Source organism: Lactobacillus sp. M0403 (genome assembly GCF_016101265.1).
Taxonomy (GTDB): domain Bacteria; phylum Bacillota; class Bacilli; order Lactobacillales; family Lactobacillaceae; genus Lactobacillus; species Lactobacillus apis.
Genome location: NZ_JACFQV010000001.1, coordinates 342,747 through 358,645, shown reverse-complemented (window position 1 = coordinate 358,645; position 15,899 = coordinate 342,747). Strand labels below are relative to the sequence as shown.

Below are 15,899 nucleotides of genomic sequence, written 5' to 3'. Positions count from 1 at the left end.
CCGAGAACTTAAAGATGAGCTATGTATTTTGCGTAACGTAATTTACAGAGCAGATTCTTTATATTCTCGGGTTTTAGATTTTTGGAGGGAAAAATGGCTTACGAAGAACTAAGTCGTGAAATTATCGCCAACGTTGGTGGTAAAGAAAATGTTGCCAGCGTGGTGCATTGTACAACTCGTCTACGCTTTAAATTGAAGGATACTTCAAAGGCAAATGACGAAAAGATGAAAGCAACTGATGGTGTTTTATCACTAGTTAAATCTGGTGGACAATATCAAGTTGTTATTGGAAATAACGTTGCTGACGTCTACAATACTTTAATTAAAATTGGTGGCTTTGGCGATGGTGGATCAGTTCCTGATGACTATGTTGATAACAGTAACATGAGTTTAACTGATAAGTTTATCGACTTAATCTCTGGTATCTTCAATCCACTTTTAGGTGCAATGTGTGCTGCTGGTATGATCAAGGGCTTTAACGCAATGTTCTTAGCTTTGGGTTGGTTATCAGCAACCTCAGGTACCTACATTATCTTAAACGCAATTGGTGATAGTTTATTCTACTTCTTACCAGTTATTTTAGGTATTTCATCAGCTAACAAGTTTGGCATAAATACTTATTTAGGTGCAACTATCGGTGCTGCACTCTGTTATCCATCAATTGTTGCAATGACTGGTAGTAAGACTGCATTGTTTACTATCTTTAAAGGTACTTTCTTACAAGCTCCAATTCATATGACTTTCTTGGGCATCCCAGTAATTTCAATGAATTATACTTCATCAGTTATTCCAATCATTATTGCTGTTTGGTTTGCTTCTAAGGTACAAAAAGTTGCTCGTAAGATTATTCCTGACGTTGTTAAGACTTTCTTAGTACCATTTGTTGTTTTACTGATTACTGTTCCAGTTACTTTCCTTGTTATCGGACCAGTTGCAACTTGGGCAGGTAATGGTATTGCTGCAATCGTAAGTGCTATTTACAACTTTAGCCCAATTTTGGCCGGTGTATTAATGGGTGCTTTCTGGCAAGTATTTGTTATCTTTGGCGTTCACTGGGGCTTCGTTGCGGTTATGATGACCAACGTTGCTGCAATGGGCTATGACCCAATCGTTGGTTTATCATTAGCTGCATCATTTGCTCAAACTGGTGTTGTTTTAGCAATGATCTTCCAAACTAAGAATGAAAAGACTCGTAGTATTGCTATTCCAGCCTTTGTTTCAGGCATCTTCGGTGTTACTGAACCAGCTATTTACGGCCTTACTTTGCCACGTAAGAAGCCATTTATCATCAGTTGTATTGCTTCCGCAATCGGTGGTGGTTTAATTGGATTCTTTGGTACTAAGCTCTACATTATGGCCGGAATGGGTATTTTCTCAATTCCAGGTGCAATGGGCAAGAATGGTTTTGACAGTACTGTATATGGTTTAATTATTGCAATGGTTGTTGCAACTGTTCTTGGTTTTGTTCTACAAATGATCTTTGGTAAGAACAGCGTTGATGAAACTTTAGATGAACAAGTTGCACTTGCTACTGCTGGCACTGCTGCAGAAGCAGGAAACATTAAATCAGAAGAAGAAACAGAAACTGCTGCAAAGCCAGCAGCTCAAGCTTCATACAATGAAGCTGAAAAATTAGTTGCCCCATTAAATGGTACAATCGTACCTCTTAGTGATGTAAAAGACGAAGTATTTGCAAGCGGCTCAATGGGTCAAGGTGTTGCAATCGAACCAAAAGATGGCCAAGTGTGTGCACCATTTGATTGTGAAATTGCAATGACTTTCCCAACTGGTCATGCAATTGGTTTAAGATCACCTAAGGGTGCCGAAGTTATGATTCATATCGGCATGGACACTGTTGAATTAGACGGTGAAGGGTTTAAACTATTAACTGAGAAGGGTAAAACTGTTAAAGCAGGCGAACCACTCATCGAATTTGATATTGATAAAATTAAGAAGGCTGGCTACGAAGTTACAACGCCAATCATTGTTACTAACACTAATAACTATCATAAAGTTAATGTGGTTGCTAGCGGTGATGTAACAGTTGGTGACAAGTTACTAGACTTAGAATAATAAGTATTTAAAGAAAGGAATATCTTTTATGAAGACTAATAATTTCCCAAAAGGCTTTTTATGGGGTGGCGCAACCGCTGCTAACCAATTAGAAGGTGCTTACCAAGAAGGCGGCAAAGGACTATCACTTCCAGATGTTTTGCCTGGTGGAAAAGAGCGAATGAAGATTATCGCTTCACCTGACTTTGATTTTAAGATTGATCCTAAATATACTTACCCAAACCATGTTGGTATTGATCACTACCACCACTTTAAGGAAGACATCAAACTTTTTGCAGAAATGGGCTTCAAATGCTACCGTTTCTCAATTGCTTGGTCAAGAGTTTTCCCTAATGGTGATGAAGAACAACCAAATGAAGAAGGACTTAAGTTCTACGATGCAGTCATTGATGAATGCTTGAAGTATGATATCGAACCAGTTATCACCATTTCACATTACGAAATGCCACTTCACCTAATTACTGAATATGGTAGTTGGACAAACAAGAAGTTAATTGGTTTCTACGAAAACTTTGCACGCACAGTTTTGACTCGTTACAAGGACAAGGTTAAATACTGGATGACCTTTAACGAAATTAACAGTGCAGCTCACTTCCCAATCATGAGTCAGGGCTTGACACTGAGCAATGGCGCAGGCGACAAGAAGAATATTTACCAATCATGGCATAATCAATTTGTTGCTGGCGCTAAAGCTGTTAAAATCGGTCATGAAATCAACCCTGACATGCAAATTGGTTGCATGATTTTATATGCAACTACTTACAGCTATGATTCTGATCCTAAGAACCAATTAGCTACTTTGCAAAATAATCAAGCTAACAATTTCTTCTGTACTGATGTACAAGTTCGTGGTCATTACCCAGCATACACTAAGAGCTTACTAGCTCGTGATGGTGTTGAACTAAGCGACATTGACTACAATGATGAAGAACTTGATTTACTTGCTAAGAACCCAGTTGACTACATTGGCTTTAGCTACTACATGTCATCAGTAGTTGATGTAACGCACGAAAATCAAGAAACCACTAATGGTAACTTGATGGGTGGTGTTAAGAACCCATTCTTGAAGGCCAGTGACTGGGGTTGGCAAATCGACCCAACTGGTTTGAGAATTGCGCTTAACGAATTATCAGATCGTTACGAAAAGCCATTATTTATTGTTGAAAATGGGTTAGGTGCGATTGATAAACCAGATGAAAATCACTATGTTGATGATGATTACAGAATTGACTACCTTCGTGAACACATCGAAGCAATTTCTGAAGCAATTTCAGATGGTGCTGACGTAATGGGCTACACTCCTTGGGGCTGTATCGACCTAGTTAGTGCTTCAACTGGTGAAATGTCTAAGCGTTACGGCTTCATTTATGTTGATGAAGACGATGAAGGTAACGGAACATTTGATCGTTACAAGAAGAGATCATTTGACTGGTACAAGAAAGTTATCGATACTAACGGTGCAGATTTAGCATAATAGTTCACTTTGCGTAATAGCTCAGAAAACTATCAATGAGTTTGACGAAAAGGAAAAATTCTATGATGAAGACTAACAACTTTCCAAAAGGCTTTTTATGGGGCGGTGCAACCGCTGCTAACCAATTAGAAGGTGCTTACCAAGAAGGCGGCAAAGGTTTATCGATTGCAGATGTTTTGCCTGGTGGAAAAGAGCGAATGGACATTATCGCTTCACCTGACTTTGATTTTAAGCTCGATCCTAAATACACTTACCCAAACCATGTTGGTATTGATCACTATCATCACTTTAAAGAAGACATCAAGCTTTTTGCTGAAATGGGCTTCAAATGCTATCGTTTCTCAATTGCTTGGTCAAGAGTTTTCCCTAACGGTGACGAAGAGCAACCAAATGAAGAAGGACTCAAGTTCTACGATGCATTAATTGATGAATGTTTAAAGTATGACATCGAGCCAGTTATTACCATTTCACACTATGAAATGCCACTCCACTTGGTTACTGAATACGGTAGTTGGAAGAATAAAAAGCTAATTGACTTTTATGAGAACTTTGCACGCACAGTTTTAACTCGTTATAAGGACAAGGTTAAATACTGGATGACCTTTAACGAAATTAACAGTGCAACTCATTTTCCAATCATGAGTCAAGGTTTGGTATTGAGCAATGGTGCTGGTGATAAGAAGAATATCTACCAAGCATGGCATAATCAATTTGTTGCTGGCGCTAAAGCTGTTAAGATTGGTCACGAGATTAATCCTGATATGCAGATTGGTTGTATGATTGCATATGGAACTACCTATAGCTATGATTCTGATCCCAAGAATCAATTAGCTACTTTGCAAGATAACCAAGTTAATAATTTCTTCTGTACTGATGTACAAGTTCGTGGTCATTACCCAGCTTATACTAAGAGCTTACTAGCTCGTGATGGTGTTAAGTTAAGTGATATTGATTACAATGATAAAGAACTTGACTTGCTTGCTGAGAATCCTGTTGACTATATTGGCTTCAGCTATTACATGTCACTAGTAGTTGATGTAACTCATGAAAATCAAGAAACTGCCGCTGGTAACTTGTTGGGTGGTGTTAAGAACCCATTTTTGAAGGCTAGTGACTGGGGTTGGCAAATCGACCCAACTGGTTTGAGAATTGCACTTAACGAATTGTCAGATCGTTACGAAAAACCATTATTCATTGTTGAAAATGGTTTGGGCGCGATTGATAAGCCTGATGAAAATCATTATGTTGATGATGACTATCGGATTGACTATCTTCGTGAACACATCGAAGCAATTTCTGAAGCAATTGACGATGGTGCTAACGTAATGGGCTATACTCCTTGGGGCTGTATTGATTTGATTAGTGCTTCAACAGGTGAAATGTCTAAGCGTTATGGCTTTATTTATGTTGATGAAGACGATGAGGGTAACGGAACATTTGATCGTTACAAGAAGAGATCATTTGACTGGTACAAGAAGGTTATCGACACTAACGGTGCAGATTTAGCATAGTTATGATATTTAATTTAGGTAAAAGCAATGAAACGTAAAATAATTACTTTTTTAACAGTACTTGTGGGAGTTTTAGGCCTATTTTCCACTAACTCCACTCAAATTCAAGCAAAGAGTCAGAGTAGTAATAAACCTGTAGTGATTTACTTAACTCGTCATGGTGAAACTACAGCTAATGTTATGCATCTTGCACAAGGCTGGAGTGACTATACTTTGACCGATAATGGTATCAAAGGGGCAGAGTATCTTGGAAAAGGTCTTAAAGGAACAAAGTTTAAAGCAGCATATTCTGGTGATTTGAGTAGACAAGAAAAAACTGCTCGTGGAGCTTTGGATTACTCTGGTAATAAGAAGATAAAAGTTAAGACTGACGAGCGTCTTCGCGAATGTAACTATGGTAGTTATGAAGGACGACCAGATGTAGCAAAAAATGTTCCTGAAATTGCAGCATATTTTGGTTATGACAGCATTGACGACTTTGTGAAAAAAGAAGGCAAACTGTTCCAAAATAAAATGCAAGATGGTTACTACGCTTTAGATCAGCAGAATAAGTTAAACACCAATCTTCCTGAACAGTATCGTGCAGAAAGTTCACAAGTTGTTGAAAAGCGGATGACCGATGTACTGACTGAAATTGCAAAGAAACACCAGCGTAAAGGCGGTAATGTTCTAGTAGTAAGTTCAGGTATGTCGATTAACTTATTTTTATCAACACAAAATTTCCCTTCTTTTGAAGGTAAAGGATTAGCTAATGATTCTGTAACTAAACTAGTTTATCAAAATGGCAAATTTAAGTTGTCTGGAGAAATTGGTAGTTTGGAATACTATAACAATGGTATGAAAGCTAAATAAAAAGAAGTATGACTTCGTTAAAAGCCTCGAAATTAAGTAATCTTAACTTCGGGGTTTTTATTATGTAGTCAGAAGATAAGACTAAAAACCTAAATAAAGCACTTGTCCAATTGGATAGCTAGCTGAATTAATGAAGAAGATAATTTGCGTAATGAGCAAAAACAAAAGGCGGCTTTTGCCGCCTTTTTATTTGCAATTACTGTGAATACCTAAATTAAAACTTGGCTGAATATTCCATGTTTTTAAATTGATGATGAGCATATTTTTTGGTTAACTTCTTGGTTCTAAAGTACTGACTGGTTACCCCGAAGTTTTTCGGATTAGCTTCGAACATGACGCGGTACTTCTTACCTTTGATTGTTTCGGTACGGCAAGTAATAGCAATGTCATCTTTTTGAATTGGTTCAGACAATGGATAGCCCAAGATCGCCCATGTGATGCCTGCATTACTTACCCATGTTCTACGTGTAGAATGGAGATACAGTCTATTTGCTTCACATTTTTTCTTCCATTCTTCAGGCATTTGCCATGGATAGTTATGTGTCCCTTTTACGTAACCGTATTCCGCAATAGCACAGTTGCCAAAAACGTCACCAAAACCTTCACGGATAATGTAACGGTAATCACTTTTACCGCCCCAGTAACCTTTCCAGCTCTTAGGAAAAACATCCTTTTTAAGGACGCCATATTCATTACCAGTTTCTACTGCAACTTCTGGAGGTGTAAGCACGGTTTCATCTTCACTGCTTGCATTAACATCTCTAGCACTGGCTGCTAAACCAATGCTTCCAATTCCTAGAAAAATTGCCGCAAGGGAAATAAGTTTTATTATTTTTGCTTTTTTCATAATTGACCTCAAATATTCTGTAAATAAATGCTTATTAACAAGTATGATTATACAGCAAATTATTTGTAAAAATAAAAGCACATACACTAATTTGTCATCTTGGTGTTTTCATCAATCATTCTTTGACAGCTTTTGCTAAGCTCGGTCATACCAATTAGAGAAAGTTGTTCAACTTCTTTTTGGCAATTATCGATGTAGACTTGCTTTGGTTCATCGTGATACTTAAGCAGATTTTCTAAAATCAATAAGAGCATTTTGCTGAAACAAGTAATTGGTTTAGTTGGAACTTGCTTGGACATCTCAATTAGTTCCCAAGCATCAGTATACTTGTTCTCGCTTATGCACATTTCAATCATATTAATTAAAATGCCTAAAACAATGAATTGAGTGTCCTCGGCATTACTATTTTTAAATTGGCGAAAAATTTTCTTAGTAATCACTAAATCGCTATCAAAATCATAAAAGTACATAAAGTTCAAAAAAATGGTTATTGTATCTCTATCGAAATTTTCGGCATTAAAGAATTTGCTTTTTAATTCGTTCTTTTCTTTTGCACTTAGCTTTTCAGTTGTTTGTTCTATTATTGCTAACACTGAATCAACACGCAGCAAAAGCTCATCTTTATCTGCAAAAGTACTATTAATAATTGTTCGTTTAATTTCTTTTAGGTGTTTAAGGTCGCAATCATAATAAGCATCAGTGATTTGATTAATTATTTCTTTTTCTAGTGCATCATTTGATTTGGTTTGGTAATCAATTTCATCAAAAAAAGACGCAAGATTGACATGATTTCGTCTTAATAATTCAATTAAATCTTCCGCTGAAATACGGCTTAAGCCCTTTTCAACTTTTGAATAAAAGGACGGACTGATAATCTCACCAATCCATGAACGTTGTGTTTTACCAGCCTTAATCCGATACTCTTTAAGTAAATTGCCGATAGTCATTTTTAGTATATCCTTAAAAATATTGTTTCATATATGACACTTTTTAATTTAAAATTCTAACTCAAATATAATAATTGTAAAGAAGTATATTTAGGAGTGAAAAGATGATTGTTTTTTTAAGAAATAAAGAATACCGCAAGTTTTCGATTGCCAGCATCTTATCAAGTGCGGGAGACATTCTATTTTATTTAGCTTTAATGACCTATGCCAGTCGGTTAAAAAATTACTCACTTGCATTGTCGTTAATTGCAATTTCTGAGTCTATTCCACGCCTTTTATCTAGTTTTGGCGGTTATTTTGCAGACCGCACAAACAATAAATTTTCTAAGATTGTTTGGCTGGCAATGATTAGAGGAGCGCTCTATTTATTGGTTGGCTTCCTATTTAGTCAAAATATTGCTGGCTGGAACTTGGTAATGACTGTAATTGTGATTAACTTTATTTCAGATACCCTTGGAACATATTCAAGTGGACTAAGCACTCCTTTAATTGTTGATTTAGTTAAAGAAGATGAAGTTGGAGAAGCTGAGGGTTTTACTACCGGAGTGTCGCAAGTAATTACACTGATTAGTCAATTTATTGGTTCAGGGTTGCTACTATTTATGTCCTATTCTGTGCTAGCTGTTATTAATGGACTAACATTTATCGTAGCAGGTTTGATTTATCTTAGCATTTCGCGGAAGCAGCACAAGGATACAGCACAAGATAAAGTCCAAGAAGTAGACGACAGAAGCTACTGGGCAACAATGGCCTTGGCTTTAAAACAAGTGAAAAAGGCCGGTGGACTTTTGACCACTGTGTTAGTTATTGCATTACTGAATGGTGTTTTAAGTACGATTGAGCCTCTATTGTCAATCGTGATAGCTGGTAATCGTCAAACAATGCTAATCGGTACATATAGTTTTACAATTGCTCTAGTTGGCGCAATGGCAGGCGTCGGAGCAGCTTTAGGCAGCATTGCTGGAACTAGATTATTCAAAAATATTTCCCTTTATTTAGTTGTTCTACTTGCAAACGTTGCAGCTACCTTTGTCTGTATTTCAATTATGGGTAAACAATTAATTTGTTGCCTGATTACTTATTGTTTAATGGGTTTCTTTGCAGGAATTGCTGGTCCCAAATTAACGCAATGGCTAGTTACTACAGTTGACCGTAAAATTCTGGCATCATCGGTTGGCCTAATAAACACGGTTTTACTGGTTGTTAGCCCGTTAATGACAACTGCCTTTACAACTTTATCGGCTGCTACCCATGTTAACTATGCTGTGTTAGGTTTATTAATACTGAGTCTTTTAACTTTTGTAGTTACTATCATTGTAATGAATAAAACAAAAGCAAAACCAGCTGCAAAATAAAATGAATAATAAAAAAGCTAACCAGGAATTTCTGGTTAGCTTTTTACTTGCTAGTGTTTTTCTTTAAACTGAAAAAGATTATAAGCATAAAGTTGATTAATAGGGTGAAACCAGTTGTCCAAAAGACGGTTGCATAATTAAACAAACCTGAAATAGTTGATCCCATTAATGAACCAAAAACGGAACCGACTGCTTGGAACGATTGGTTGTAACTGAATATTCGACCAAAACTTTCTGCTGGCGTATTAAGTGTCAATACAGTTTGAGCTGCAGGAAGCATTGCGGCACTGGCTATGCCAAGTAGAAAACGTAAACCTGCAAGAGCCCAAGGAGAATTAGTTAAAGCCATTGGTACAAATAGAATTGCACCAACGATTAAGCCAAGACGTAAAATTTTTAGCGGGCCAATTTCATCCATTTTATGACCGATTTTTGAGGCCGCAAGTAAAGTACCAAGGCCTGGAGTAGCAGCAACTATTCCGGCAACGAAGGCAATATTCTTACTGTTTGGCATCATCGATTTAACGTATAGCGAAACAATCGGGTCAATCGACATGTTGGCAGCTTGCACTAATAGGGTAGTGATGAACATTGCAAAAATCAATTTAACGTTAGGCAGGGTATGAATAATTTCCTTCATTGGTTTCATTTCTTCACGTGAAATTGGTGTAAATTTCTCTTGTACTAGGAAGGTTGAGCCAAGAAAAACTAGTACCATTAAAAAACCCGTAATGAAGAAAGGAATACGGTAACCCCAAGCACCGCCAAGCCAGTTACCGAAAAAGTTTGATAGAACACCGCCAAGTAGTGGCCCAACGAGGTTACCAGCAGTCCCCGCTGTCATCATCTGACTCATTACCCAACCACTTTTTCTATGCGGTGTTTCACCGGCAATAAGTGCTGTAGCGTTGTTAATATAACCGGAAAAAGCTCCTTGAATGAATCTCATTACAATGATGTAAATTGCGTTTGGTGCGAATCCGGTTGCCGTGATAGTTAAAGCCATAACGCCAGAAGCCCGCATACACATGAGTTTACGCCCTTTACGGTCAGCTAGATTTCCCCAATAAGGTGATACTATTGCCTGGGCAATAAAGGTCATTGCAAATGCAAGACCAGAGTACATACTGATTTGGAACTTACTGTAGTGACCCAAGTCAGCGATAAAAAGCGAAATAAAGGGCATTGTCATGGAATATCCCATACCAGTAATAAAACAACCTAACCATAGGGTATAAAAAGCTTTATGCCATCCGTCGGGTAATTGATCTGAACTTTTCAAAATATCCTCATCTTTCTTTTTAAACTTTTCAAAAAAACAACATCTTTTTTTATTCTAGCACAATAAAATTGCTAAAAATTTATAAAAAAGTGCAACCTCGAATTAAAAACGTGCTAGGATATTGTTTCTGAAAGGAAGAGGTGTTGTATGAGTCAGGATTCACACATGACAAGACGTGAGTACCGTAAAAGATATGCGGGTGAACAGCAAGAAGTGCCTAATCGGTCCGCTGAAAACAAGTTGTCTGAACAGGATACTGCTTCGACAACACGTACTGAATATCGTCATTTAAAACTAAATTTCTGGGAAATCTTTTCAGACCGGCCTTATGTTGCCGTAGCAATAGTTGTTTTGGCTATTTTCTTTGTAATGGCTAAGTTATGGTGGCTACTGGCAATTCTAGCAATTATTGTTGGTGTGGGAATTTTTATTATCGGTCACAGTCATCATCCCGACCGTGTCCTCAGCCTTGAGTTTAAAATGAAGGCTTCACGTAAATTGAACATGTTACGAGCACTTCAATTTGGTGGATCGGTCTTGATGTTTCTGGCTACTTATATGAAAAAAGTGGTGACGGTTAACTTTCCGGCCGCTGGTTCAACCGATGGCTTACAAGTGATTCAAGGCATTTTGTCTAACCGTGGTGGAGTTTATGGTCAACAAGGTTCGTACTTGTTAAGTTTGCTCAATACTTTCACCGGGGGTCAGCTTTGGGGTAAATACCGCTATGCAACCAATAGCGCACAAATGATGAATAGTGGTGCTGGTCGGTTGATCATTATGTGGGTTTTATTATTGATGATTGCACCTGCTTTTTGTGTTTTAGCACAGTTTTTTAGAGAGCCATATTCCCGTAACACTGCGCTAGTTGCTTCAATCGTTGCAACGGTCAGCTTTGTTTTAACACCACATTTACTCAGTAAGTGGATTGTAGAATATGCAATGGAAAACCGGATGGCTAATGAGCAAGCAAAAGCAGCGATTAGCATTGGGCCGATGGCATATGTCGCAATGCTTTGTGCGGTTTTAGTCTTAGTGATTTCAATCTATCGGGCAATTAAAAGGGATCATTTTGAATAACGTAAAAAAGCAACAAACTAACAGATTTGCTAGTTTGTTGCTTTTTTAAGTACTATACTTTATTAATTATCTTTTAGCACGATAGAAAATTATTTCGCGTGCTGCAACCATCGGACCGGAAGAGCGATAAACAGTTAAGCGAACTGATTTGGCGCGCACATCACGCAAACCAATTACCTTATTCTTACTGTCTGCTTTCCAAGTGACATGGTCTGCATACACATGGTAGTTTTCGTTATCAGTTGAAACTGCCAGACTAATTTCGGTTGGGTCACCTTCATGATCAATGTTGCGTGGAACAAAGGCCATGCGACTTAATTTTTCAACGTCACTGAATTTGAAAGTCAATTCTAAGGGATGTTCAGGGCTTACCGGTTCACTTGTTTGCCACTCGCTAGCCAGCTTTAGGTCTGTTAGGTAATCAAGTGGATGATTAGCTTTGCTGGTAAAATTGCTTGTAACAGAAATTTCTTGGATGGCATAGTCTTCTGCGGCATGTTTAGTAATTACACCAAAAAGATCTGACCATTCTGAAACTTTATTGCCAATTACGTAACGCATCCGTATGATGTAGCGCGTGTTAGGAAGCAATTCGTGGAACGTAAAGCTAGTGCCTTCGATGCCTTCGTAGAGAAGATTGTTAATTTCAACTTGTACTTTGGCAGGATGAGTCCACGCTAATTCGAATGAATGAGCTGAAATTTTGCTTGAAGCAACTGACGGTAGCTTAGGCGAAGGTAAAACACCACTTGTAATTTCGTGTCCCAAAACCTCACTACTGTATGAAAAATCGCGGATAGTGACTTCAATTTTTGTAGTAGCGACCGGATAATTTGCTAACTTGATTTGAAGCGCAGTTTGTTTTGGCAGATGATACTGCGAGAATTCAGACAAACTATAGTTAGTATTGTAAAAAATTCCTTCACTTGCGTGATCAAACGCATCGAGTGTGCCGTATACCTGAAGGGGTACGATTTGATCATTAACCCTAACTTCAACATTTTCAGGATAAGCGTCGCACATCAAAATTAGAGCTGTTGGTTGGTCACTTTCTAGCCCAGGATATTGGCCTTCAGTAGGCTCAACTGTGACAACCAATTTTTCTTCGTCAAACGAACTAGTGATTCTTGTCTGGCTGTGATTGCTTTCAAAATCAACTGCGCCATTATCATCATAGGTCACACCATGACTAGTACCTTGTGGATAAATGACATAATCTCGCTTGCCAAAGTTGAAGATACTGCCACCACGGACAAAAACAGGTAGGTGCCAGGTTGGATATAAAAGATTATTGTAAACCCGACCACCGGCGTACTTTTGGCCAGTGAATAGGTCAATCCACATTGTTTGCTTGCCCGGTAAGTAAAGATTGTCCTTAAGTGAATCACCTTGCTCATTTTCGCGCCCGCTGGTAATTGGTGCAATTAACAGGTTATCGCCGAGCATGAACTCGCTACTAAACATCTCAGTATAATTGGTGCGCTCTTCAGGGAAATCGATAAATAAGGGACGCACAATTGGCTGGCCCAGTCTTGCTTGGGCGTTGAGAGTATAAAGGTAACTTTGCAGGCGTTGGTGCAATTGTAAGTATGCGTGATTAATATCCGTAATTTTACGATTATAAGCAAACGGTGTTTTGCTGTATTGTCCTTGATCATCAAGATTGAATAGTAGGGGCGTAAATGCCTTCCACTCAAAATCACGTACAGTAATTTGGGCGTTACCACCACCAACTGTGCCGTCTATGGCTGCACCAGCAAGTGGCTGACCTGATAAATTAGAACCAACAAGGCCGGCAACTTGAGTGGCAATATTTTCCCAATTGCCACCAACATCGCCATATATGAGTGCGGCATCTTTTTGTGTGCCAACTGAACCACTATCACTGAAAACAATAGTGCGCTTGCCTTGCAACTGATTTTGTAATTTAGTCTTATCCGAATCAATTAAATCAACATCTGATGTAAAGGCGAAAACAGTTTTTTCAGGTAGTGCAAGATCATCTTGATGCCAAAAACCAGGAGCAACTTCTTGATTAACTGCATAATCATTGAAAAAGGCTAAAGCATCATTTGCGGCTGTGACATTATAATTAGGCACAAACCAACTTAACTTAAAGTGGGCTTTTTGATAGCGGTCAATCATTGCACGCGCAGAGAAATGATAGTTTTCTTCTCCGTTGAGGGAAGCCTTATGGGATGCAAGTTCTTCGTTTTTGGTCCGTGTGTAAAAATTACCGTCAATTTTGGTTGCGTTGCGAACGGCAGCCTTACTTGGCTGCCACATTGTTGTACAGAAGTTGCCAATATGCCCTAAACCTAGTGCATATTTTGGTAACATTGCAGGCTTACCAGTTAATCGATAAAATTTGCTGAGTATTTCTTGTGGTGTAGAACCTAATAAATAGAAGTTGTCAAATAGCTGATCCTGGTGACTAATCGTAGTAATTTTAGAGTCAGTTTTACCAAAATCATAAGTTCCAGCTTGTCTGGTATTACGTAATTCACCGTAACCTCTGTTTGACCAGAGAAACGGAACTTCACTAATGACGCCACCTTTTCCAGTAATATGGTCACGTTTGATTTTGATTTTTCTACCTTTATGACTGAAATAGCCGTTCTGCAAGCCGCCACCAAAATAGAATTCATTTTTATCTTGATCTAAAAATTCAGTTGTCTGTTGCGCGCCAACTTCAATTGGACTGGATTGGGCCATACGGGTGCCATGCAATGTTTCATCGAAAATACTCATGATAGCCGGTTTTTGCCAAAAAATGATTTGATAATTACCGGAATGAATAATTAAGGAATCATTTGTTGCACGGACACGTGATTTCTCAAAGGCATTGTTATTAAAATGTTCAAACTGAATAAAAGCGGAATTTTCTTCATTAAATTGTTGCTTTGGATCAAGTAAAAGGCGGAAAATACCATCAGCCAAGATATAAAAGCGGGCAATTTCCCCTGTTTCAAAGTGCAATTCGTAATAGTTATCGCGCTTGCTTGCACCTGTTAAAGCTCCAATTTGATGTTTATCTGTTTGCGGTTCTTGTATCATAATTTTTGCTTCCTGTTTAGTCTTCTTATACCTATTATAACTAAAAATCGAAAACTTTCCGTTATATTTATAATTCATCTGGTAATGACCAGTTTATTAGTCTAAAATTGATTTTGAAAGCGAATTTACAAGTTTTAAAAGAAAGGCAAAAATTATGACCTATTATATTCACGCAGATAAATTTTTCCTTGAAAATGTAACGGAAGATGGCGGCTATCTAGAAATCCAAGATGACGGCAAGTTTGGCTTTTATTACTCGGAAGATGAGAAACCAGAAGGTAAAATTGTCGAATATACTGGTAAATGGATTGCTCCCGGACTAGTTGATACACATGTTCACGGCTCACTAAAAGAAGATGTAATGGTAAGTGAGTGGGATGGAATCAACCGTCTTTCTGAAGGCTTTTTACGTTCCGGTGTTACCAGTTGGCTGCCAACGACCTATACTGCTGATGAAGCCACTTTGACTAGAATTTGTCAGATGTTTGGTGCACATAAAGGTGAAGAGACTGGTGCAAAAATCCAAGGTTTACATTTCGAAGGACCATACTTTACTGCTGAACATGCTGGGGCAGAAAATCCTAAGTACTTACTAGACCCTAGTGTTAAGCAATTTAATGACTGGCGTGACCAATCTGAAGGTTTACTAAATAAAATCTCACTTGCTCCAGAACGGGCAGGCGCTAAAGAATTTGTTCGCACAGTGACAAAAGAAGGCGTTGTTGTATCATTAGGTCACTCAAGTGCTACTTATAATCAAGCTAAAAGATGTGTTGAAGCGGGTGCAACTATGTTTACCCATACTTTTAACGGAATGCCTGATCCGTCACATCATGATTCTTCAATTTCCAATGCAGCAATGGACTTACATAATGTGACTGATGAATTAATATGTGACGGTCACCACGTTAAAAAGGAAATGGTACGCTCGTTAATTAAGGTTAAGGGCCCAGAGCACATTTGTTTAATTACTGACTGTATGGAAGCAGGAATGATGCCTGATGGCGACTACATGCTTGGCGAATTACCTGTATACGTTAAAGATGGTATGGCTCGCTTAAAAGATGGCGATAATCTTGCCGGCAGTATTTTACAATTAAATACAGCAGTGAAAAATGTTGTTGACTGGAATGCAGCAACTCCTGAAGAAGCTATAATGATGGCATCTTATGTTCCAGCTAAAAGCGCTAATGTCTTGGATAAATGTGGTTCGATTGCACCTGATAAGGCTGCGGACTTCATTGTTTTGACCCCAGATATGACTTTAAGCGAAACTTATTTGAACGGTAAATCACGTTACAAGGCTTAAGCTCAAAAATAAAAGCACCATGGTTTTAAAATCATGGTGCTTTATTTGTTAGGAAAATATTTGCTTTCCCGAATCTGCTTTTTCTTTTATTCATGATTAGTACTCACTTTTC

Annotated in this window: 11 protein-coding genes; 7 read left to right on the top strand and 4 right to left on the bottom strand. The window is 38.1% G+C overall.

The window, feature by feature from the left end:
* The first annotated feature begins 93 nt into the window (after positions 1–93).
* From H3T48_RS01560 to H3T48_RS01545, 4 genes are all read left to right on the top strand, one after another.
* Positions 94–2,073, top strand: a complete 1,980-nt coding sequence (locus H3T48_RS01560; RefSeq protein ID WP_198188001.1) for a beta-glucoside-specific PTS transporter subunit IIABC — start codon at positions 94–96, stop codon at positions 2,071–2,073.
* A gap of 28 nt (positions 2,074–2,101) precedes the next feature.
* A complete protein-coding gene (locus H3T48_RS01555; protein WP_198187999.1) occupies positions 2,102–3,547 on the top strand; it encodes a glycoside hydrolase family 1 protein in 1,446 nt (481 codons plus the stop codon).
* A 62-nt stretch (positions 3,548–3,609) separates the two neighbouring features.
* Positions 3,610–5,058 carry a glycoside hydrolase family 1 protein gene (locus H3T48_RS01550; protein ID WP_370567503.1) on the top strand — a complete coding sequence of 483 codons (1,449 nt, stop codon included), beginning with the start codon at positions 3,610–3,612 and terminating at the stop codon, positions 5,056–5,058.
* 27 nt (positions 5,059–5,085) lie between these two features.
* On the top strand, positions 5,086–5,910 hold the full coding sequence (locus tag H3T48_RS01545; RefSeq protein WP_198187997.1) for a histidine phosphatase family protein: 825 nt from the start codon (positions 5,086–5,088) through the stop codon (positions 5,908–5,910).
* Positions 5,911–6,124: 214 nt separating this feature from the next.
* Here the strand turns inward: H3T48_RS01545 and H3T48_RS01540 are convergent, their stop codons facing one another.
* Together H3T48_RS01540 and H3T48_RS01535 are read right to left on the bottom strand one after the other, a co-directional pair.
* Positions 6,125–6,757, bottom strand: a complete 633-nt coding sequence (locus H3T48_RS01540; RefSeq protein WP_198187995.1) for a hypothetical protein — start codon at positions 6,755–6,757, stop codon at positions 6,125–6,127.
* 86 nt (positions 6,758–6,843) lie between these two features.
* Positions 6,844–7,704, bottom strand: a complete 861-nt coding sequence (locus H3T48_RS01535) for a helix-turn-helix domain-containing protein (protein WP_198187992.1) — start codon at positions 7,702–7,704, stop codon at positions 6,844–6,846.
* 104 nt (positions 7,705–7,808) lie between these two features.
* On the opposite strand from H3T48_RS01535, the gene H3T48_RS01530 reads away from it, so the two are divergent.
* On the top strand, positions 7,809–9,059 hold the full coding sequence (locus H3T48_RS01530; RefSeq protein WP_109715922.1) for an MFS transporter: 1,251 nt from the start codon (positions 7,809–7,811) through the stop codon (positions 9,057–9,059).
* 43 nt (positions 9,060–9,102) lie between these two features.
* Here H3T48_RS01530 and H3T48_RS01525 read toward each other — a convergent pair whose 3' ends face one another.
* Positions 9,103–10,341, bottom strand: coding sequence for an MFS transporter (locus tag H3T48_RS01525; RefSeq protein WP_222710193.1), 1,239 nt, complete (start codon positions 10,339–10,341; stop codon positions 9,103–9,105).
* Positions 10,342–10,488: 147 nt separating this feature from the next.
* Between H3T48_RS01525 and H3T48_RS01520 the strand changes: the two genes are divergently transcribed.
* A complete protein-coding gene (locus H3T48_RS01520) occupies positions 10,489–11,421 on the top strand; it encodes a cytochrome C5 (protein WP_198187990.1) in 933 nt (310 codons plus the stop codon).
* A 66-nt stretch (positions 11,422–11,487) separates the two neighbouring features.
* On the opposite strand, the gene H3T48_RS01515 is transcribed toward H3T48_RS01520, so the two are convergent.
* Positions 11,488–14,478 (bottom strand): TIM-barrel domain-containing protein, encoded by a 2,991-nt coding sequence (locus H3T48_RS01515; RefSeq protein ID WP_232349834.1) that lies wholly within the window; start codon positions 14,476–14,478, stop codon positions 11,488–11,490.
* Between the two features lie 154 nt (positions 14,479–14,632).
* Between H3T48_RS01515 and nagA the strand changes: the two genes are divergently transcribed.
* Positions 14,633–15,787, top strand: coding sequence for an N-acetylglucosamine-6-phosphate deacetylase (gene nagA, locus H3T48_RS01510; RefSeq protein WP_198187983.1), 1,155 nt, complete (start codon positions 14,633–14,635; stop codon positions 15,785–15,787).
* Positions 15,788–15,899 lie beyond the last annotated feature (112 nt).

What these genes read in the sequence shown, in the direction of transcription:
- H3T48_RS01555 (WP_198187999.1), top strand. Translation starts at nt 2,102, where the DNA reads ATGAAGACTAATAATTTCCCAAAAGGCTTTTTATGGGGTGGCGCAACC.
- H3T48_RS01535 (WP_198187992.1), bottom strand. Translation starts at nt 7,704, where the DNA reads ATGACTATCGGCAATTTACTTAAAGAGTATCGGATTAAGGCTGGTAAA.
- H3T48_RS01550 (WP_370567503.1), top strand. Translation starts at nt 3,610, where the DNA reads ATGATGAAGACTAACAACTTTCCAAAAGGCTTTTTATGGGGCGGTGCA.
- H3T48_RS01520 (WP_198187990.1), top strand. Translation starts at nt 10,489, where the DNA reads ATGAGTCAGGATTCACACATGACAAGACGTGAGTACCGTAAAAGATAT.
- H3T48_RS01530 (WP_109715922.1), top strand. Translation starts at nt 7,809, where the DNA reads ATGATTGTTTTTTTAAGAAATAAAGAATACCGCAAGTTTTCGATTGCC.
- H3T48_RS01545 (WP_198187997.1), top strand. Translation starts at nt 5,086, where the DNA reads ATGAAACGTAAAATAATTACTTTTTTAACAGTACTTGTGGGAGTTTTA.
- nagA (WP_198187983.1), top strand. Translation starts at nt 14,633, where the DNA reads ATGACCTATTATATTCACGCAGATAAATTTTTCCTTGAAAATGTAACG.
- H3T48_RS01540 (WP_198187995.1), bottom strand. Translation starts at nt 6,757, where the DNA reads ATGAAAAAAGCAAAAATAATAAAACTTATTTCCCTTGCGGCAATTTTT.
- H3T48_RS01515 (WP_232349834.1), bottom strand. Translation starts at nt 14,478, where the DNA reads ATGATACAAGAACCGCAAACAGATAAACATCAAATTGGAGCTTTAACA.
- H3T48_RS01560 (WP_198188001.1), top strand. Translation starts at nt 94, where the DNA reads ATGGCTTACGAAGAACTAAGTCGTGAAATTATCGCCAACGTTGGTGGT.